Origin of the sequence: uncultured Pseudacidovorax sp. (assembly GCF_913773995.1) — a bacterium.
Taxonomy (GTDB): Bacteria; Pseudomonadota; Gammaproteobacteria; order Burkholderiales; family Burkholderiaceae_C; genus Xenophilus.
In genome coordinates this window covers 1-20,258 of the sequence record NZ_CAJYES010000001.1, presented here as the reverse complement: position 1 = coordinate 20,258, position 20,258 = coordinate 1, and the positions used below count along the sequence as shown (strand labels likewise).

Here is a 20,258-nt window from a genome sequence, read left to right as displayed (position 1 = left end):
ATCGGATTGGCCCGGACTATGACCAAATGCAGCGTCGAATGCACCTCCGTCCCCGACGGCTTCATCAACGCTGATGGCGCGACGCTGCGGCTAAGCGTCATCCTTCGGCCCACCACCCCAAACTCCGCCGATCCGGCACAAGGACCGTCCATAGACCTTGGGCAATGGCCGACGCAGTTGCCCGCCCTCAGCTTTCAGGTGTGGGCGGGCCCGTCGAAGTCTGACCTGAAGCTGGTCGGGAGCATCCCGGCGGAAAAGGCCTTTGAGGACGACCTGACTGCCAGCATCTCCCCGCACGCGCAGGCCTGGTGGAGCAGCCTCTGGGCGAACCCAGACGACCTCGATGCCTACCTCTTGCTCTTGAACGGAGGCGGGAGCGCACCTGCAGGTGGGTCGGGCGCGAACGTGGAATGCTACGACTACTCGCGCCTCCACCAAGGTGCAATCGACAGGTCGCTCGAGGAATTCGCCGCGGCGTTCGCCGCGTACTCGGCCCAGCAGGCAGGCAAAGACCTTACCGAGGAGTTTATCGACCTCGCTCTGCGCGCCGCTCGGGATCCCAACGACCCCTTGGTCCGCATCGCCCGCACTCTGAAGTGGACGGCCCTGAGCTCGCCACCGATCCCGGATTCTGCGTCGATGTCCGAGGCCGCCATCGCCACGGGCGTCGACCTCGCCAAAAGCGTCGTCGAGCCGTCTTCCCGCGGGAGGGCCAGAGGAGCCACACTCGACCCCGACTTCGCGCGGGCGCTCGATCCCCAGACACCGGAGGTGGTGCTGAGCGCGGGCTGGATCCGCGCGTCCGCCACCGTCATGCCCTCGACCGGGACAACGCCCGAAAAGAATGACGAAGACTTCGAGCGCGCGATGCGCAACGACCAGGACCTGAAGGCCGAAGGCGCCGATCTGGACGTGCTGAATCACAAGCTCGAATATGCCCATCAGGTTGTCGGCGCGCTGCAGGCGCACCCGGCGCTGCGCAAGTTCGCCCGGCAAATTGCCGACATCCCGCTCGACGCAAGAACGATGCGCAAAGCGTTCCCAGCGGGAGCAGGAGACATCACGGGCGTCATTGCCGTCGAGGTTACCGCTCCTGGCGGGACCATTCCCACGGCCCCGTCCGCACTTGCTCTGTTCACTGCCTTCGAACTTCGATCGGCAGGAAACGCGCTCTTCGAGCCGTGCCCGGAAGCGAGCTTCGGCGGCGCCCCGCCTCGCACGACCAAGGTTGGCGCCGCCCTTCCATTGAAGGACGGCTTCGTCGTACCGCAGGAATATGGCTCCAAGCGACGCTTCCAGATCGCCTCGATCGACGGGATCGCCGCGTACTATTCCCGGAAACGTTCGGAGCAGGCGACGCGCGCGGCGTACCTTCGTGGCGCAGACGCGAAGGACGTGCCGACCGAGCCCACGGGGTTCCGGACGCGCGGGCTGATGCTGCTCGACCTTGGCGCGAAGCAGATGGCCGAGGCGGCAGAGAAGCGGCAAGGAGCGATCGAGAACGAAAGGATCTTATTCGCCGAGGACTTGGTCGACGGCTACCGCGTGGACGTGGTCGCGCCGGACGACACCGTCTTCCAAGCTTGCGCGCGGAAGGTCGAATATCATGCTCTGGCCGCCTTGGGGGACAACCTGAGGCTGGTCTACCAGACCCCCCGTAACGACGGGTTCGTGTCGCCGTGGGCCCGATCCTGGAGCGCACCGTCGAGCGACCCAGCTAAGCCGAACCGGCACCTGTGCGTATCGCAGGTCGTGTTCACTTGGACCGGGCGGCCGCTCGGGCTTCCTTCCGGCGAGATCGCGGAGGCCCAAAACGCTATCGGCGAACATCAAGGGCTTAAGGCCGATTACGGCTTTGACGATGCGCGCAAGGGGCCGATCCTGAGGATGTTCGGCCGTTACCGCTTCATGCTGCGGGCAAGAAAGCTGAACGGCTCGAGCGTGCCGAGTTTGGCCGCCCGGGTCGGGGAGTTCGCGCTCGGTAGCGAGGACGATAAGCTGGGCCGACTGCTGACGACCGGCCGCAACGCGACCGATCCCGGCTACCAGTTCGGAACGGTCGAAAAGGCTCCGGCCCCGACGTTGCTCGTCCCTGACGGCTTCGTCGGCGGCGAGGGCGTCGACCCGGCGGACCGCGAGAACGTGGGCAGGATCATCGTCAGGACAGGTTCCACCGATAAGAAAGTGCGTTGGCTGGCGTCGCCGGTGGTCGGTTTCGAACTCGCCGAGATGCAAGGTCAGCTAGACCCGGTCTCCGGGTCAGCGTCTGACCGGGACAAGGCGGCGGAGCGGGCGAAATTTGGTGCATATCGGTTCTTGGTCCACGACCCCGAAACCGGCGCATTCCCGACGATCAAGGATGGTCCCGCCACAGTTGCGCTCGTCATGCGGACCACGATACCTCCGACGAAGGCTCCGAGGACCCCCTATTTCATCGACGCCACACTGCGCACCGTCGGTGCCAAGCTGACGGGCGACAAGTCGACCCCAGCCCAGGCGATCACAACCTCGACGCTCGCGTCGGACCCGGCCTTCTTCCCGCCATCCGCGCCGCGCGGTTTCGACGCCGGTTCGGTCGTCCCCATCCGCATCGAGGTTATGGCGCTGGGACGTGACGGCGTCAGCGCGGTCCGCAACGGCAAGGCATTCCAACTAAGACTCCCCGGCCCGTCGGGACGGACAATCGACTGCCCGACCATCTGTGTCGATGTCGCGCCAGCGGATTCACTCAGGCTGGAACTATGGTCGAATCGCACAGCCGAGGCCTTTCAAGCCAACCCCGTCGTCGCGGCGGCGACGGATGGCTCCCAGTTAACGTCGCTTGGCATCGGTGCGATGCTCGAACCGGGCAGCCCGAGAAGCCACGCGGTCTACGCTCAGTTTGTGCGAACCCAGCGCGTTGCTTCTTTCAGCGACGTCACCGCAATCACGATCGAGCATCCGGTCTCCCAGCCACTCGACAAGCCCACGGTCATCGCGCAGCTTGGCGCGTACCGGGCGACCGACGCCACTTCTTGGGCAACCATCGTGAGCAAGGGAAGTGGCGCCGACGCGAGCGACGCGGCGAAGATATACGCCACCGGCCGCATCAAGGTGGACCGCAAGTCGACCGGCGAGGTCTGGGCGGAGGCCTTTTGGGTTGAGGTGGCATCGAAGGACCGCGTGTTCCGCAAGAGGAAGTCCGAGGTGGCTGGCCGCATCGAGCAGAACGACCTCTTCGAGCGGAAGACCCCTACCCAATTCCGCAGACTCTTCTCTATCAAGTCGCTGGAACTGCCCGAGATCGGCGTAGGCGAGACTGCGGACGACTACCTGCGCCGGATCGACGAGATCGACCTACTGCTGCAGGATCGTCCGCCTAAGCCCTCTGGCGGCCCCTCGCCCCTCAGAATGCCCCGCCTCCTCAGTGCCGACTTCGACTGCGACCAGCACCGGGTCTTGGCGGTCCGGCTGGTGGCGCGGTCGCGGTTCGCACCGCCCGACGCGCCTAGCCCGCCATCCCCTCCCGCGGTTCCGGCGGCTCCGCCGGGCAGCACCCTGACACCCCCACCCGCGGACCCTCCTGAGAACACCACTTACACAAAGGCGTCCGCGTCGCGCAACGCATGCCGAGACGCAGTCGAGAACAGCAATTGGGCGACGCCAGGGGTCTTCCGGATCGAGCTGCCCGCTACGCGGTGCCCCCCCGCGCCCTATGTGACCCGCGACAAGGGGACGCTCTACCAGCGCGTGCTACGCACTTCTGCGGACGGTTCGGCAACCTCGCTCATCCACGTCTACCGGTGTTGGCTCGACGGCGACTGGTTCGCATCCGGGCCTGGTGAAAAGCTCGCTATCGTGTGCAGACAACCGGGCAGCGGAGCGCTGCCGGACTGGGCCGATGCGCAGGTAAGCCGCTGGGGCGGAGACGCCGCGAGCATCCCAGGGCAGAAGCTATGGATGCAGAACGGCCTGTCCGAAGAAGACGCGACCTACCTCGCGGCCGATCAGATCAGCGGCGTCAAGCCGGAACAGGCGGTGATGTGGAAGGACGAGAAGGACCCTACTGTCACCGCTCGGGTCGCGCTCGCCTGCATCGAGCCGACGTTTCATACTGGTTACGGCCGCTGGTATTGCGATATCGAGCTGAAACCCACCGGCGCCTACAAGGCAGCGGTGAAGCTGGTCCTGGCGCGCTATCAGAAGGACGCGCTGGCCGGCCGCACTCTGTCGAGAACAGTGCCGATCGACGCCGGCATGGTCCACCAACCCTGGCGGTTCTCCGCCATTCGCAAGGGCGCGACGATCGAAGTCACCGTCACCGGCCCCGCCTACCGCGGCCGAGCACCAATGCTCGACAAGATAGATGGCATCTCCCAAGGCCACACCACGAAGGTGCTTTCTGACCTAGTCGGGGACATGCACGCGCTCCCGACCGAGGATTTGCCGCAAACCCCGCTCATCGTCGCCGAACTTGAACGCCTGGATCCACGCGGGTCTGGGCCGATTCCGGTAATGAACGGTGGCCTCGTTGTAGCAGCGACCAATCTGGGCGTGCGTCCGCAGCGCGTATCTGAACAGGTCGAGTCTTTTGCCATCCCGGTGATGATGTCGCGCTGGACGCTCTCGCTGACGATCCCGCTGGAGGATGCCGCCAAGGTCCTCGCAGTGAGGGTCGGTCTGTCTTCTGCTCACGCGAACTCGCAGGCCCGCTACCGGAGACTGACTGGGGCGGGAGTTGGCAGAGACGGTGCCGGATTCCAGCCATCGGCGCTAGACGGCGACTTAATTTACCTGCCGGAACCAATCGTTGTGCAGATTCCTATTGGTAGCGGTAATAACTGACCTGCCACGAATTTTTCGTACCGTAAGAGGTTGATAACGTTAGCGATCCGGCAAGTTGAGATCAGAGAAGGAAACTAGCCAGGGGGGCATCAAACCCAGGAATTGAAGGTCGAGGCTGACGAGGTTGCGTCGTCAGTGCGCGGACACGCAGGTGGATGAGCTGCAGGGAGCGGAGAAGGGCGGCGAGCACGGGCCATGGTTTGCTTCGCATGGAGGTGGAAGGTGCTGCGACCTTAGGCAGACGCGCCGCCCGTGCATACCTCCCGAAACCCGGAGGTTGCCGATGAGCCGAAAAAAATAGTAGATGCAGTGCAGGCCGCAGGCGAGACACCGGTGGGGTGTCTCGTCTGCGGCCGCTTCAGCACTTGGCCCTCTTTGCTTTAACGCGCGGGTCGGTGCCGATCACATTGCCCCCGTTTCTGGTAAAGCAGACGCCATCGGCGCATTGGTACTTCGGGTCCCTGAGCACCTCTCTCGGTGCATCGCCGATCTCGCAGCGCAGCCCGGGAAAGTCGAACTCGGCGTAGTCCTGCGCGAGAGCGCTGGTGTTGTACCAAACGCCTGATGCGCCGGTGCGCACCTCAATGGGATAGATCGGATAGCGCAAGTCAGGGGTCCACCCCTGAATCTGCACCTTCATGGCGCTGCGATCAATCTGATGCGGAACTGCATCCGGGTCGCTAGTCGGATCTTGACTGGGACCTCTCGCCTGGACGCCAGCGGCGCAGGCCACCAACGCACCCGCGACGCAAAAGGATGCAAGGCGGCGATTCACGGCCGTTTCGCAGCAATGGCCTGTTGAGATTTATCCCGTTGCGCGGCCACCTGCGCGTCGTAGTCTGCCTGCGCCTTTCGGCGTGGCTTGACCACGAACCAATAGATGGCCGCGCCCACCGCCACGAACGGCGACATCAGCAGCAGGAGCATGGCGAAGTGCCAGATCGAGAACGAACCCATGGTGATTTCCTTGGAGGTAGTGAAAGAGGCAGGCGAAGAGACGGCGGCGTGACATCGGCTCAAACGGAGGTCTGGTCCGTCCGACGGATGAGCGGCGGCGTGTTCCAGTTCATCGGGAATTCGTCGAGTGGCCGCCAGTCGTTCTTGACGTACCAGCGCCCAGAGAAGCGGTTGGCCCAGATGGCCAGAACCGCGTTCACCAGCAGGGCCAGAAACATCTGGATGGCGAAGGCGCTGCCCGGATTGATCATCCAGCGCAGTTCCGAGATGAACATGGCCGAGAGGATCCAGATGGCGATGCCACCGACGAAGAAGTGGCTCAAGGCCAACAGGAACTGAGAGCGGAAGAGAAAGACGATCCAGCCGAAGAACAGGAAGGTCCAGGAGTAGCCGTGCTTGACCAGGCGGATCTGGCCTTGGCGTTCGAAACGAATGTTCATGGTGATGGGTAAGTGTTGAAAGGTGAAGGGCTCTTGAAGCCCAGAGAAAAGCCACGCCTTTGCGCTTGCTGCACCGGCGTGGACGGCGTTACACGGCGCGGCGGCGCTGGGATTGCGGAACTCGCCGTTGCGAGCGAGCCGGACAGGCAGCGCTCAAGGTGGCCGTTGTGGCTGAGACATGGGCGTCCTCACATGAAATGGTACTTAAACACAGTGTATTCAAACACGCCAGAAACTGACGATTGGCGCAATGCCACGAGCCAAGCCGCCCCCGGAAACCCTGCGCCAGGTGTTCGCACGCAACGTGCGACTGGTGCGGACGAATGCGGGGATGTCGCAGGAGGCGATGGCCGCGGAGGCGCAGCTGGACCGAACCTTCATTGGCTCGCTGGAGCGCGGGGAGCGCAACATTTCCATTGACAATATCGAGCGCCTTGCACGGGTGGTAGCCGTGCCGCCTCATGAGCTGCTCGACCCCGCGCTGCCGAAGCTGCGCGGGCTGGACGAGACGCTGACGCGCGCGCCACGGAAGGCGCGCATTTATGCCGCCGAGCGCCGGCCCCGCGCTAAGCCGGGGGCGTGATGCGGTGTTGCAGGCGAAGCACCCCCTTTACGTCGACTGCCAAGCCCATCCCGTCGATGCCGCGGTAGGCCAGCGGCAGCCTCAGCGGGTTGGCGCGCAGGCCAAGAGCTCGTGACGATCCCGGCTGCAGTTCCAGACGAGCGTTGTAGCCAACCGCCCACGGGGAGGGGAGCAGTGCATCCAGTACCAGCAGAGCCCGGGGGCGATCCTGGCGGCCGGACAGCCATTCCTCGCCGGTGACCAGCGCCCAGCGTACGCCGTCATGGTGGTTCAGGCACAGCAGCAGGGTCCGGAAGCTGGTCGGGCTCAGGCGTGGCGGCTCAGCCTCCCAGCAGCAGTCGAGCTCCGGCAGCCAGCGGGCTGCCAGCGCCTGAACGCTGACGGGATCGGCTAGGACGGTCGTCGTCCAACGCGGCGGCCGCCTTGGCGCAATTCGCAGGAACGCCGTCGCAGCGGTTAGCAGACCTCGGACGGCGTCCCACTCATCCCAGGCTTCGCGTCCTGAGAGTCGGCGTGGCGCCGTAGTGCCGGGCTGCTCCAACGCTAACGTGGTGTCGAAGCGCAGGCCAGGCACATACCGGTGTAGGAGCTGCGCTGGCACCGGGTCATCCGCCGGGCTGAGCATCGGGCATCTCCGAACGCGTGAGCAGCCGGTCCATCCGCTCACCGAGAGACGGCGGTGGGGCCTGCTTCGCTTGCCTGGTGCCCGAGGGGGCCGCAGTGGGCGACGCATCCTGGTAGAACTCGTCCACCACGGCCGAGCCGTCTTCCTGCGATTCCTCGAACGCCCCGGCGGCGAAGCCATCCCGCGCTGTCTGGTCGAGTGCTTCCTGGTCAAATCCCGCTTCCGCGCGCTGGCGCCAGAGTGCCTGTCCGGCCTCCAGCGTCTGCGCCAGGCTGCTGCCTGCCCGCACCGTGAGGTCCACGTAGTAGATCGGCGTGCGGTGCGAGCGGGTGGTGGACTTGCCGCGCAGGCGCAGTTCCAGTGCAAGCGTGGAAAGGTGTCCCCCCGATAGCGCCTGGAAGTATTTCAGGCGTGCCGACAGCGTGCGGATGCTGTTGAAGCCCGTGGTGCGGAAGATGAACGAGCCCAGTTCGTCCTCGTCGCCGATGCGGACGTTGAGCCGCCCGTAGGGCTTGCAGCCGGACTTGGCACCCAGCTCACAGCCTTCCGGCGCGGGACAGGGCAGGCCCTGAATGCCGGACGAGGTGGATCGCTTGCATGTATGTCCGTTGCCGACGCACAGCGGCCGGCCGGTGGCCCGGTCGAAGACGCTGTAGTTGGCGCGCAGGTTGAGGTCCGGATCGTCGAAGAGGAAGCGCACCGGAATGGCCCGCAGCTTGGCCTCCTTCTTGGCAGGCTCCTTGTTGCCGTCGGCCTTGGCCGCCTCGGCGAGCTTGGCGCGCAGCTGCTGGTCCAGCGGGTGCAGCACCCAGCCGTCCTGGCGCTGGACCTGGGTGGTGATGGTGAACTCGTCGTCCTTCTCGGGCAGGCGCTTGCCGTCCTTCATGACGACCTTGCCGATGGCGATGCGCCCGATGACGGGCGGCGTGAGGGCCAGTCCTTTGAGCATGTGGGGTCCTTGGGAAGTTGAGGAAAGTGGTGGAAATCGAGGGAAGAGAACCAGTGGCCGCGGAAAGGCCGCTTCGGAAAGTCTGGAAAAATTTGGAAAAGGCCGGCACAGCCATGCGCATGCCCGCCCCTTCAATCCGCTGGGGCGGGCCGCTTTGTTCCCTCGCGGCAGAGGGTTCGTCACCGGGCAGGCGATGACGGTGGTGTCAAAGCGCCTGGACGCGGCGTAGCGCCAGGCCGTAGCCCAGCACCATGCCGATCCCAAGCACGAGCGCATAGGCGGTCAGGAACTCCAGGGGGCTGCCGCCTACGGTGGTGTTCATGGCAACTCCTTGACGGTGAAGCGGCGGGTGCCGGCCTTAGGGGCGCCGTAGGTTTTCAGCAACTCCGGGTGATCGGCCAGAAGCCGATCCACGTCCAGGGCCGTGCCGTCCTTGCTGCGCTTCCAGCGGACTTCGCCACCGTCAAAGCGGGCCACCGTGGCTTCGCCCATGCGCTGCTGGATCCGCTGGCGCAGGATCTCCTGCTGCTGCTCGGCCTCGGCGATGGTTTGCCGCAGAGCCAGGAGGTCGGCGAACGCGCCGCCGAACTCCAGGTCGTCCGACAGGTCCAGCACCGTGCCGCTGTCGCGGGGCCACAGCGCCTTGAGCGCCAGAGCAGCGGATTCGGACCCGTCCGCCGGCGGCGCCGTGTCCGTCTCCACGTGTCGCCAGAACCGCGCTTCCAACTGGATCAGCTTGGCGATGAGTTCGTCATCGCGCTCGATCCGGTAGATGCGCAGCTCCTGCCCGCAGATCAGCACCGCCACGTCCGCCGCCTGCTTGCCGGTGACGGCCAGTTGGTGCATGACCTGCAGCTGGATGTACTCGGGCACGCCGTCTTCCCAGAGACGTGCCCCGTGGTAGCCGGCCGTTTTGCACTCCAGGATCTGGACATCCGGCGCGCCCAGAACCTCGCGGTCCAGGTTCGCCAGCATCCAGGGGAAGTCGTGATGCTGCAGCACGGCGTTGATCCGGCGCACCTTGTGCCCGGTACGCCGGGTGTAGTGCGCCGCCACGATGGGTTCCAGCAGCGTGCCCCAGTACATGGGGCTGGTCTCGTCGTTGGGATCGACCTTCGGCAGCTCGGCATCGCGGCCGGTCTTGTCGAGCCAGAGTTCCAGCGGCGACGTGTATGGGCTCAGGCCGATGGCGGCTGCGGCGTCGGAGCCGCCGATGCCTCGCTTGCGCACGTCGAGCCACTGGGCGCGATCCAGCTTGCGGAAATCCTGCGGCTTCACCAGGCGCAGGGCAGGGCGGGCACGAGCCGGAGGTTCGCCCGCCCGATGGGCTTCTGCCATGGGGTTCTCCTTGGGTTGAAAGAAGGGTTCAGAAAGAAGGAAGGCCAGCCGCCGCATCCCCCGCCGCGCACCGACGCCCAGAAGCACAAAGCCCCGGTCCCTTGTGGGGAGCCGGGGCTTTGTGCCGTCGGGGTGCCGTGGTGGCGGTGATCCCGGTCGTCGCCGGAAACTCGGAGGGGATGAGGACTGCGGCATGCTCAGGCCACCAGTTGCAGGGCAGCGTCGAGGGCGCGTTGCTTGATGCCGGCGCCTTGGCCGAACCAGGCGCTGTCCAAGCGGTACTCCTGACTGCGGGCCCGGCGTTCGTGGTCGACGTATTCGGTCACCGCGCACAGCAGGCCCCAGGCGGTGCCCTTGGCGGCCTGCAGCTCGGCGCCGCGCCCCTTGCCTTCGTAGAGCTCCTGCACCTTCTTGAGGGCGCGCTCGTTGGTCAGGGCCTGGGGCTCGGCATTGCCGTCCGCCTGGCACAGGACCTTCAGGAAGTAATTGAGCGACTCGTGCGTCTTGACCTTGCGTTCGGACAGCGTCTTCATGCGGTACATGAAGGCGTCCCAGCCGGAGACGGCGATGCCCAGTTGCTTCTTGACAGCCTGCGCGTCGAAGCTGGTGCTGTGGGGCACCTTGACGGCATTGACCGCGCCCTGCAGGGCGATGGAAAGCGTGTTGTTGCAAACGACCCGGATGGTGGTGGGCGTGGCGGTGGTGGCCAGGGTGCCGTCGCAGGAGGTGGCCAGCAGGATGTAGCCCTTGACGGTGTCGTTGCCCTTGAGGGCCGACTCCTTGCCGGTGCGCGCCAGCGCCCAGAACTTGCGGCCGGCCTTGAGCACGCCGGCGGTTTCGAGCTCGAAGCCGGAAACCTCGGTCAGGTCGCGGTAGAACTCCAGGACCTCGCGTGGCTGCACGACCTGGTACCGGCCGCCGACGACGGACAGCGGTGCCTTGGTGTCGCTGCGGTAGAGCACCTTCTGGTCATCGAAGGTCATGATGGAGCCGAGAGCGCCGGCCTGCTCGGCCATGTAGCGCACGGGCGTCTCGCAGATGGTCCAGTCCATGCCGGCTTCCTGCGTCCAGACTTCGATGGGCTGCTTGGGCGGGAGCTTGTTGCCGAGTTCATGCCAGGGGGTTTGGCCGACGTAGGCCATTTGTCGGAGGAGGTGTGCCATGAGAGCTGAAGAAGAAGTGTTTGAGTAGGAGAGGTGAGAGCCGGAAGGAGATGAGCTGGGCAAGGCGCAGGCGCCGCGATCACGGCTGCTGATGCGAGAAGACATGGCCGCAGCTGAGGCAGCGGCAGTTGCTCAGGACGGAGCCGTCGATGGCCTCGCCCAGAGCTGCGCCGACTGCGCAGCCGGCTATGCCGCCGCTGAGGCCGCCCAGGATGGCGCCGGCGACGGCACCGAGCGGGGGCATGGTGGGAACGACGTCTGCACCAAGGCCCATGCCCAGCTGAGCGCCAGCGACGGCTCCCGACAGTGCGGCGGACATGCCGCCTGCGGCACCAGCCAGCGTGCCGATGGCAGCGCCGGTTTTTTTGCCGAGTTCGCGCGAAGACAGACGCACGGAACTGCAGGAAGGACAGACGAGCGCCGAGGCTGTGTTGCTGGCATTGCGCTCGAATCGGGGTTCGTCGTCGTCATAGAAGTTTGAGTTGGAAGGCATAGAGGGTCGAGAGTTGTCAGAAAGACGGAATGGGGCCGAACAGGCAGCCTGACGGCAAAAAGCCCCAGCTCGCAGTGAGCGAGGCTGGGGCCGGGTGGAGTTGGGCGCTTACGTTCGCCTGCTCTTCACAGACATATGTGGCTGAAAAATTCTCGAATCGATGGCGGGCGGGCGGACGGCGCCCGCGCCGCTGATAGTTTGGCAGTGCCTATGCGTCAGCTCACGGCGCGTTTGACCAGGGATCCTGGGCGGCACCCTGGCAAGCCAACAAAGCGCGGGCCGCGGTTTCGCGTCCGATGGTGGTGTCTGGTTGCCGCACCTGCCATGCATGGGCGCATCTTGCGGCGGCCGAGCAGGATGGAGTCCCTGGATCGCAGCGAGCCCGCGGGCATCGCCCCCGCTCGGCCTAGACAAAAATGCGCCAAGCAGCCAATGATCCTGAGACACAACTTTTCCGAGGCTCACACAAAATCTCGTAAGTGCTTGCTGTGCCTTGCCTAAACTCTGTCGTTGCCGGGGGGCGCTGCGAAGATGTGCGTTGTCAGACGTGGCAAACGCGCCGGTCTCGTCGCACCCAAGCGTTGCATTTTCTTGCTCACCTCAGCAATAATCCCGACGTCGCATTTAAGTGCGGCAAGTCAGTACCGCGCCGATGCGCTCCTGACCGATCCCTGGAGTTGCGCCGTGTTCTTCCGAGCATGGCCACATGCTGAGACCATGGAGGAACTGGCCCTTAGAGGCCCCTACAGAGGGCATACCGCGCTAAGGCGCGCAGCCCGCCCAGACACTACGTCTCCGTCGTAGCTTGTCCCGGGTCACACAGCTTGCGGGTTGACTTTAGGTCCCCGCCTTACAGAACGGCAGTCTCCTTTGTGAGACCTTCAAGAGGCTCCGGCATCTTGAACAATGCCGAACACATGCGCCGACGCTGCGCATGCCCCCTATCTCTCGCGGGGCAAACTCACAGTGGTCCACCCTAGGACCGATGCAGCCCGCTGATCTCATCAGCCGCCTGCCACACAGCGTCAAGTTGCTGCGCGGTCCGCTTCTTGGCATCAACACATACCGCACGTAGTTCTGCGATGCCCATGCATCTGCAGTTTGTCTTAGTTGCACGCCTGTAGCGCGTGCGTGGCGGAGCTGTCATGGCTGACGAGTCGAAAAAGGGCGAAGAAAGCGAATTGCCCGAAGAGAAGTGGATGAATGTGGAGGAGACGCGGGCGTTTTTGGGCGACATGCCCTACTCGACCTTCTGGGATCTGCGTCAGGACGAAACGGCGCAGTTTCCGGAGCCCGCAAAACCTCGCGGCAGGCCGCTGTGGAGCCGTCGCCAAGTCCATAAGTGGCTGCTGACCTTTCAACAGACGAGCTGAGCCTTGGGCAAGGGGGATCTACGGTTCAGAGAACGATAACTGCGTACCTAGTCATGCATGCCGGAATGCTGCGCGGCTCGGCAACGAGTCACCAGATTGCTCAATAAACACGGGAAACCCGGCTGAGTGGAGTTTGGGTTTTTAATGGTATTCCTTTAGCTATATTGGAGAGAGAGGCTTTAGCAAGGACGTTACTGCTTCCAGAACGGGTCTTAGAGGACCCGGTAAGAAACCTACGGCCTCCTTGGAATGGAGGCAGGGACAGAAAAATCGATAGCCTGACAGTCATTCAGGTCGATCTTCCAAGGACAGAAAAAATGCCTGCCAAGATGTCAATCAACTTTACGGAAAAATTTATGAAAAATGAATCTGATACAGATGCCGTGCCTGAAGTCTTGCGTCCGGCTGATCGAACAGCCCTACTGGGCAGCGACTCCTCGCTTCTGAGGATCGCTCACTCGGAATCGCAGCGAGGCTACTGTGAGCGTCATAGCGACCAAGTGCTCAACGTCATACGACAGCCCGACTTCAACGTGCTGCCTTATGCGAATATCCTCGACTTAATGGACGAGGCTCTCCTCAACAAGACCGCCGGTCAGACAGAAGAGAAAAAATACTTTGTGAAAGGCGTCAACACCGCCAAGTTTTCTCGGCTCACCTATCCAGACACGTTCTATGGTTTGCAGCCGGACTTTCATTGGTCTCCCAAAATCAAGCTTTTCAAGGAATGCTGCGAAGAGCTTGGGTTATCGCCGTCGATGCTGAAGGGGTTTAGTGGCATGCAGGCGAAGCCGGTGTGGGAAGCCCTCATCGTGCTCATTCGCAAGCGGGCGCGAAAGCCAGAATTTAAGGCGGCTATGCGCCGCATTGAGCAGCGTCGCAACTACCATGCAAAAAAGTTCCGCACTCTGGTGACGTCGATGTTTGAGAAGTACGCCAAGATTTGCTGCATTCGCGTTGATCTGGGCGTCTCGGCAAAGAACGCCAGTGGCGTCAGTGCCGAGCAGATGAAGAAGTGGATGAAGCAGTTCAAGAACAATTGGCGTACGAACAGTGCGTTCGAGAACCTGGTGGCCTACGCGATCTGCTATGAATGCGGCGTTCAGCATGGTGTCCATTGCCACTGCACCTTCTTTTTTGACGGCTCCAAGGTACGCCACGATGTCTTCCATGCCGATCGGATTATCCAGTACTGGGAGACGACGATCACGAAAGGCAAGGGCCTGGGCTTCAACTGCAACCACAAGAAGGCGGCACGCTATCGTCGCGTGGGGATCGGGAACATCCATCACTCAGAAACTCAGAAGATCGAGGACCTGCTTTTCGCAATGAGCTACTTCTACAAGACTCAGACGGTTCTGGTTCCGAACCCGATTGCGGGCATCCGCACCATTGAGCATACCCAGGCATCCTCCTTGCGGCGCGGGGTTGGCGGGCGCCCGCGCAAAGGTGCGAACAATGCGTCGCCGGTCCGTGCGAAAGACCATTGCGATAGCACGTCGACGAAGAAGCGCCGTCAGCCGAATAAGAAGGACGCGCGCGCTCGCCTTCGCGCGGTGGACGGCGGCCTTGTGGGCTCGGGCGTGCTCGCGCCCGCAACTGACCCGCGCCGTGATGAGGGCACGGGTTTTGAGCCGAAACTTCAACAGCACGGCATCAGCGAGCTTGCGGACGACCCGCTAGCGCAATTGCCGCTGCTGGAGCAGATCGTCCACAGCATCAATGGAACGCTCCCGAAGGCTGTTGCTGCATCGCGAAAGGTGAGCAAATGAAGTTCAAGGCACTGTCGCCTGCCTACCATGCACAGTGGGAAGCAGCCCTCTGTCCGCGGTGCACCGCAGAGCGCCGAACCGACCTGATGGTGATGCAACCTGTCGCTCGTTTGCAGATGAGCCTGCGGATCAAAGAGGCATCCCTGCGACTGCCAGCTCGACCGCAGTCTTGGATCAGGCTCGCGTCGCACGGCTCCGCGCAGACCATCGTCATGCACGAATCGATGCGCGTTTTCCTGGCCGACACGCTGTCGATGTGCGTGATGGATGCGGCGGGCCGGCTCGACTTGATCGTCGATCCTCGGTGCAAGGAGATCCTGAAGGTGACCGTTGCCATGCTCCGGCCCCCGCGCTCCATTGAAGCGTTCTACGCCGGCATCATCAAGGATGCCGAGGCTGGGGTCGCTCTGTTGCGTGACTGGCTCGTTACCCTCAGGAAGGCTCTGATGCGATCCACGTTCCTGGAACGGGAGAAGGCGTATCACCGTGCGCAAAAGGCAGGGCTCGCCCGGCAAGTTGCTGAGATGCGGCTGCTGGCTAGTTCCCATCCGGGTGCTGGCGTGGTCCGATTCGAGATCTACCGCAAGGGCGACGTCGCAGAGTCGATCTTTGCTGGCCACTCTGTCCGACGAACGGCCGAGCAGTTCAAGACTTGGCTCGCGGCCTTCAAGAAGGCGCAGGGGAAGGCGCTTCTGAAAGTCCTCAGCTGCGCGCAGTGGGGTGATGGCCCCGAGGAATGGGGTCATCACATCTTGGCTGTGCTTGCTGCGAGTTCTCGGGAAGGACGGATGGAGGTCGAAAGAACAGCTGAGAAGCTGTGGATGGACGTCGTTGGGTCCGGCGGGTCTTTCGTCTCATGCAAAGGCCGCGACGTTGACTATCGCTATCGCGGTCGCCGCGATGACCTTGAGGGGGGCTCATTGCGCACAGAACTCATGGACGCGGCGGTCTACTTTGCCCACGCGAATTCGATCATTGCCCCTGTTGCTGCCAAGCCTGTCCGCCAAGCCTCTGGGGTAAGTACAGGGGAAAGCTCCGGCGGCGAGCATCGCCGGCACTGGGCTAACACTAGCCTGCAGCTGTCCCCCACCTATCACAGGGCATTGGCCTTCTGAGCATGCTTGCACCTGTGCGCAGGATGAGGGGCCGCGAGGCCCCTTTTTTCATGTTGTGACCCGTCCTGCCCAGCGTTGACTGACCCGTCCTGCCCCGCGTTGACACCTTTTCGTCGTCGAAAGGAAGAAACGCCATCCAGCACTGCGGATTTCGGCTCTCATGGACATCGGCTCCGGCAACGTGAACAAGCAATCCGGTCCTCACGAACACCGGACTGCTGCTGTCGGACTTTGATTCAACTTATAGAAGGCTGTGGTCATGTGGCGGAGGACGGTGCGCCGAAGGCGCATCGTCCATATGTGCACAGCCTTGCCGGGCGCGCAGCGCCTGGCCCCCTTCCTCGGCTTCGCGCAACATCGATTTCAAGACTGCCGTAACGGCCAAAGGCGCACCGCCCGGACTGCTTCAGGCAGGCAATGTCAGAAACCCGGCCGCTACAGCACCACGTTGACTGTCAGAGCCTGGTGCTCGTCCTGGCCAGGTAGAACCACTCCGTTCCTAGCGCGGCATCCGGGTTGGGAAACACGATGCACCCGTCGAACGGCGACACGACTTTCTCGCCGTTGCCGCGCTCGGCGATCTCCTGGCCCTGGGCCACCGGCTCGAAACTCGACCACGGCTGGACGAAACGGTCGCCGGCATCCCGGCGATCGACGACCTCGCACAGGTGGAGGCACTCCAGGCCCGAGACGGGTTGCGGCTGGTCTCCATCGGTTAGTCTCAGGTGTGTCAAGGCGTTGCGGATGGCCTGGTACGCGACGTGTTCGGCGTCCGGGTCCTCGTGGAAGCCACACTCCAGCGTCATCCCCCAGCCGCCTACAGTGCGCATGTACTCGGTGGTCCCGAAGCCATAGAGCGCGTCATCGATACCAGGCGCACCGGCTGTTGCCCGGCCGCGTCGCCGCGCGACACCGCCCGCGTAGGTAGACAGCCATCCGTCCACGACGCGGTGCACGCCCAGGCGCGCGGCCAGGCCTTGTTCTTCGGCCGCGAAACGGAACGGCTCAATCGGCCCATCGTTGTTGGGCGGCCCGATGAAAACGAACGGCTTACCACTGCCTCGGAACGAGTGCAGATCGAGCAGCACATCATGCCGTGCCAGCAGCGGCACAGCCAGTTGGCAAGGTGGTCCTCGTTGTCTGCCGGTGTCGTGGGCGGCTGAAGGCCCCGGTTCAGGTTCCTGTCGCCGGACCGCTTGCCGCGCGCGTGCGCGAGGGCGTTGGTGATGGGGACCAGCGTCAAGCTCCCAGCCGACAGCGCCAGATCGCCCCGGTCCAGCTCGCCCATCAGCTTGTGGATGGCTGCAGTGCCGCAGACCTCGTTGCCATGCACTGCCGCGAGCACCAGGAGGCGCACGCCGTCGTTTCGGGAGGCGTACTCAACGGACTTGAAATTCACCATGGGCACGGGCTTGTTGTCATTGGTTTGGAAATCACGGTAGCGTCGGTACGCAAGCGTATTCAACGGCGAAGATCCCTAGTCAGCCGCGACAGCGCAAGGCACGCGGCCAGGCCCAGGCCTGCCGAGATCCACAGCGCGCCAACGCCCAGCCGCTCTACCGCCAGGCCGAACAGGAACGGCGCCCCGGCCTGCACGATGCGCGCCGGCACCATCAGTAAGCCCTGCCGCTGGCCGTAGCCCTTCGCGCCGAAGAACAGCAGCGGCAGCGTTCCGATGGCGATGGTCAAGATGCCATTGCCCAGGCCGTGCAGCACCGCGAAGGCCATCGCGGCCGAGCTGCCGAACAGGCCGAGGCACAGCGCGCTCAAGGGATGGCTCAGCGTGGCCAGGCGCGCCGACAGCAGCGGGTGCGCGCGGGTCAGAAACGCGAATTCGATCAGCCGGCCCGCGACCTGGGCCGGCCCGACCAGCGCCGCGATTGCCACGGCCGCCGCCAGGGTCGCCCCAGCGCTAAGCAACAGCTTGGGCAGGTGCGCGGCCATGGCCGTGCTGGTGAACCAGGCCACGGCGAAGACGAAGGCCAGCAGGACGGCAGCGGCGCGCTGCTTGTCCGGCGGCAAGGCCGCCTGCTGCTCGGGCTTGCCGGCGGCATCGCTCGATGCCGGCGCGGCGCGCTCGGCCGCCGGCAGAATGGCGTTGAGCGGCAACGCCAGACCCAAGTGCAGGCCGGCCCACACCAGGCAGGCCCAACGCCACCCCATGGTGCTTTCCAGCCACGCCGTGAGCGGCCAGCCCACAGTGCTGGCGAAGCCGGCGAACAGGGTGATGCCGGTGATGGTGCGCCGTGCGTGCTGGCCATGCAGCCGCACGGCCGTGGCGAACGCGGCTTCGTAGAGGCCGCTGCCCATCGCCAAGCCCATCACGGCCCAGGCCGCGAAGACGTGCAACGGCTGCTGTGCCTGGCTCAGTGCGGCCAGGCCGGCGGCGAACATCACATTGCTGGCGATCAGCACCGGCCGCCCGCCCCGCCGGTCGATCAGCCGGCCGGCGAAGGGACCGATGGCCGCCGACATCAGCAAGGCCACCGAGAAGGCGCCGAAAACGGCCGAGCTGGAGGCGCCAACGTCCCGGGCGATGGCACCGGCCAGGATGGCCGGCAGGTAGTACGACGAGGCCCAAGCCAGCGTCTGTGCCACGCCCAGCAGTACGGTGGTCGTGGTCCGGCTTTGCACCTGGGGATGGCCGTTAGATGCTGCGCAGGTTGACCCGCTTGGACAGCGCCTCGGCGCTCTCGCGCCGCTCGCTGTAGCGGTCCACCAGGTAGCCCGCGCAGTCGCGCGTCAGCAGCGTGAACTTCACCAGTTCTTCCATCACGTCCACCACGCGCTCGTAGTACGGCGAGGGCTTCATGCGGCCGTCTTCCTCGAACTCGGCGAAGGCCTTGGCCACCGACGACTGGTTGGGGATGGTCAGCATGCGCATCCAGCGGCCCAGCACGCGAAGTTGGTTGACCGCGTTGAAGGACTGCGAGCCGCCCGACACCTCCATGACGGCCAGCGTCTTGCCCTGCGTGGGCCGCACCGATCCGACCGACAACGGAATCCAATCGATCTGCGACTTCATGATGCCGGTCATGGCCCCGTGCCGCTCGGGCGAGCACCACACCATGCCCTCGGACCACTGCGCCAGGTCGCGCAGCTCCTGCACCTTCGGATGGTCCTCCGGCGCGCCATCGGGCTGCGGCAGGCCGCGCGGATCGAAGATGCGCGGCTCTGCGCCCATGGCGTACAGCAGCCGGGCCGCTTCCTCGGTCAGCAGCCGGCTGTAGGAGCGCTCACGCACCGACCCGTAGAGCAGCAGGATGCGCGGCGGGTGTGTTGCGCGCTCGGTCGGCAGCAGCCGCGCCAGGTCGGGCGGGCGGAAGTGGTCGGCCTCGATGTTCGGCAGATCAGGGCTTTGCAATGCGCGCTCCCTGGGCGTCAATGACGGCCTCGCCGTCTTCCTTGGTAAAGGCGCCTTGCTGCGGCTGCGGCAGCAGGTCCAGCACGGCTTCCGAAGGCCGGCACAGCCGCGTGCCCAGCGGCGTCACGACGATGGGCCGGTTGATGAGGATGGGTTCTTGCAGCATGAAGTCGATCAACTGCGCATCGGTCCACGTGGCGCTGTCCAGGCCTAGCGCTTCGTAGGGCGTTCCCTTCTGGCGCAGCAGCTCGCGCGGCGCGATGCCCATGGCGGCGATCAGCCGTTCCAACGTCGCGCGGTCAGGCGGCGTCTTCAGGTACTCGATGACCTGGGGTTCGGCACCGCTGTTGCGGATCATCGCCAGCACGTTGCGCGACGTGCCGCAGGCGGGGTTGTGGTAGATCGTGATGGTGCTCATGGTCGGTTTCTTGTTGAACGTTCAGGCCACGCTCAAGCGCAGCGCGAGGGCCGCCAGCGTCACCAGCAGCACGGGCAGCGTGAGCACGATGCCCACGCGGAAGTAGTAGCCCCAGGCGATGGTGGTCCCCTTCCTCTGGAGCACGTGCAGCCACAGCAGCGTGGCCAGGCTGCCAATGGGCGTGATCTTGGGGCCGAGGTCGCAGCCGATCACGTTGGCGTAGACCATCGCCTCTTTCACGACTCCGCTGGCCTGCGATGCGTCGATGGACAGCGCGCCGATCAGCACCGTGGGCATGTTGTTCATGACCGATGACAGCAGGGCCGTGAGCACGCCCGTGCCCAGCGCGGCACCCCAGATGCCACCCTGCGCGAACACATCGAGCAGCGCGGCGATGCGGTCGGTCAGGCCGGCGTTGCGCAGGCCGTAGACCACCAGGTACATGCCCAGCGAGAAGACCACGATCTGCCAGGGTGCGCCGTGCAGCACCTTGCGCGTGCTGATGACATGGCCCCTGGCCGCCACGGCCAGCAGCATCACGGCGGCCACGGCCGCGACCGCGCTGACCGGCACGCCCAGCGGCTCCAGGCCGAAGAAGCCGACCAGCAGCAGGGTCAGCACCACCCAGCCGGCGCGGAACGTGGCCGGGTCGCGGATGGCCTGCGCTGGGGTCTTGAGCTGGCCCAGGTTGTAGTGCTGTGGCACGCCCCGGCCGAAGTACAGCAGCAGGACCAGCAGACTGGCCAGCACGGCGGCGATGTTGACCGGCACCATCACAGCCGCGTACTGGTTGAAGCCGATGCCGAAGAAGTCGGCCGACACGATGTTGACCAGGTTGGACACG

At 64.5% G+C, this 20,258-nt stretch carries 18 protein-coding genes and 1 pseudogene; 5 read left to right on the top strand and 14 right to left on the bottom strand.

Features of this window, described 5'->3' with window-relative positions; all coding sequences use genetic code 11:
• The first annotated feature begins 18 nt into the window (after positions 1-18).
• Complete coding sequence (locus tag QZ772_RS00090; protein ID WP_295521687.1) at positions 19-4,824, top strand: hypothetical protein; 4,806 nt, start codon at positions 19-21, stop codon at positions 4,822-4,824.
• Positions 4,825-5,182: 358 nt separating this feature from the next.
• On the opposite strand, the gene QZ772_RS00085 is transcribed toward QZ772_RS00090, so the two are convergent.
• The 3 genes from QZ772_RS00085 to QZ772_RS00075 form a co-directional block, all read right to left on the bottom strand.
• On the bottom strand, positions 5,183-5,464 hold the full coding sequence (locus tag QZ772_RS00085) for a hypothetical protein (RefSeq protein ID WP_295521685.1): 282 nt from the start codon (positions 5,462-5,464) through the stop codon (positions 5,183-5,185).
• A 131-nt stretch (positions 5,465-5,595) separates the two neighbouring features.
• A complete protein-coding gene (locus QZ772_RS00080) occupies positions 5,596-5,781 on the bottom strand; it encodes a hypothetical protein (protein WP_295521682.1) in 186 nt (61 codons plus the stop codon).
• Between the two features lie 59 nt (positions 5,782-5,840).
• Positions 5,841-6,221 carry a hypothetical protein gene (locus QZ772_RS00075; RefSeq protein WP_295521679.1) on the bottom strand — a complete coding sequence of 127 codons (381 nt, stop codon included), beginning with the start codon at positions 6,219-6,221 and terminating at the stop codon, positions 5,841-5,843.
• Positions 6,222-6,471: 250 nt separating this feature from the next.
• Between QZ772_RS00075 and QZ772_RS00070 the strand changes: the two genes are divergently transcribed.
• Entirely contained in the window at positions 6,472-6,804 is a 333-nt protein-coding gene (locus tag QZ772_RS00070) for a helix-turn-helix transcriptional regulator (RefSeq protein ID WP_295521676.1), read from the top strand.
• On the opposite strand, the gene QZ772_RS00065 is transcribed toward QZ772_RS00070, so the two are convergent.
• From QZ772_RS00065 to QZ772_RS00045, 5 genes are all read right to left on the bottom strand, one after another.
• Positions 6,788-7,429: a hypothetical protein gene (locus tag QZ772_RS00065; protein ID WP_295521673.1), complete on the bottom strand. Its 642-nt coding sequence runs from the start codon at positions 7,427-7,429 to the stop codon at positions 6,788-6,790. The two genes, QZ772_RS00070 and QZ772_RS00065, sit on opposite strands and share 17 nt — an antisense overlap.
• On the bottom strand, positions 7,410-8,378 hold the full coding sequence (locus tag QZ772_RS00060) for a hypothetical protein (protein ID WP_295521670.1): 969 nt from the start codon (positions 8,376-8,378) through the stop codon (positions 7,410-7,412). The genes QZ772_RS00065 and QZ772_RS00060 overlap by 20 nt, the downstream gene beginning before the upstream one ends.
• Before the next feature lie 318 nt (positions 8,379-8,696).
• Complete coding sequence (locus tag QZ772_RS00055; RefSeq protein ID WP_295521691.1) at positions 8,697-9,716, bottom strand: lambda-exonuclease family protein; 1,020 nt, start codon at positions 9,714-9,716, stop codon at positions 8,697-8,699.
• Between the two features lie 197 nt (positions 9,717-9,913).
• A complete protein-coding gene (locus QZ772_RS00050; protein WP_295521667.1) occupies positions 9,914-10,879 on the bottom strand; it encodes a DUF932 domain-containing protein in 966 nt (321 codons plus the stop codon).
• A 79-nt stretch (positions 10,880-10,958) separates the two neighbouring features.
• Entirely contained in the window at positions 10,959-11,372 is a 414-nt protein-coding gene (locus tag QZ772_RS00045) for a hypothetical protein (RefSeq protein ID WP_295521664.1), read from the bottom strand.
• A 1,145-nt stretch (positions 11,373-12,517) separates the two neighbouring features.
• Between QZ772_RS00045 and QZ772_RS00040 the strand changes: the two genes are divergently transcribed.
• From QZ772_RS00040 to QZ772_RS00030, 3 genes are all read left to right on the top strand, one after another.
• Positions 12,518-12,745, top strand: coding sequence for a hypothetical protein (locus QZ772_RS00040; RefSeq protein WP_295521660.1), 228 nt, complete (start codon positions 12,518-12,520; stop codon positions 12,743-12,745).
• 317 nt (positions 12,746-13,062) lie between these two features.
• Positions 13,063-14,517 carry an inovirus-type Gp2 protein gene (locus tag QZ772_RS00035; protein ID WP_295521658.1) on the top strand — a complete coding sequence of 485 codons (1,455 nt, stop codon included), beginning with the start codon at positions 13,063-13,065 and terminating at the stop codon, positions 14,515-14,517.
• Positions 14,514-15,632, top strand: a complete 1,119-nt coding sequence (locus QZ772_RS00030) for a hypothetical protein (RefSeq protein ID WP_295521655.1) — start codon at positions 14,514-14,516, stop codon at positions 15,630-15,632. The genes QZ772_RS00035 and QZ772_RS00030 overlap by 4 nt, the downstream gene beginning before the upstream one ends.
• A gap of 455 nt (positions 15,633-16,087) precedes the next feature.
• On the opposite strand, the gene QZ772_RS00025 is transcribed toward QZ772_RS00030, so the two are convergent.
• From QZ772_RS00025 to arsB, 6 genes and pseudogenes are all read right to left on the bottom strand, one after another.
• Complete coding sequence (locus QZ772_RS00025) at positions 16,088-16,744, bottom strand: hypothetical protein (protein ID WP_366510507.1); 657 nt, start codon at positions 16,742-16,744, stop codon at positions 16,088-16,090.
• A gap of 116 nt (positions 16,745-16,860) precedes the next feature.
• Positions 16,861-17,034 (bottom strand): annotated as a pseudogene (locus QZ772_RS25470) (succinylglutamate desuccinylase/aspartoacylase family protein); the annotation flags it as partial.
• Between the two features lie 59 nt (positions 17,035-17,093).
• Positions 17,094-18,266 carry an MFS transporter gene (locus QZ772_RS00020; protein ID WP_295521653.1) on the bottom strand — a complete coding sequence of 391 codons (1,173 nt, stop codon included), beginning with the start codon at positions 18,264-18,266 and terminating at the stop codon, positions 17,094-17,096.
• A 13-nt stretch (positions 18,267-18,279) separates the two neighbouring features.
• The gene (arsH, locus tag QZ772_RS00015) at positions 18,280-18,996 is read right to left on the bottom strand and encodes an arsenical resistance protein ArsH (RefSeq protein WP_295521650.1); all 717 of its coding nucleotides are present in this window, start codon (positions 18,994-18,996) and stop codon (positions 18,280-18,282) included.
• Positions 18,983-19,414: an arsenate reductase (glutaredoxin) gene (gene arsC / locus QZ772_RS00010; RefSeq protein ID WP_295521647.1), complete on the bottom strand. Its 432-nt coding sequence runs from the start codon at positions 19,412-19,414 to the stop codon at positions 18,983-18,985. The genes arsH and arsC overlap by 14 nt, the downstream gene beginning before the upstream one ends.
• A gap of 21 nt (positions 19,415-19,435) precedes the next feature.
• A partial coding sequence (gene arsB, locus QZ772_RS00005) for an arsenite/antimonite efflux transporter (RefSeq protein WP_295521644.1) occupies positions 19,436-20,258 on the bottom strand: 823 nt, incomplete at its 5' end.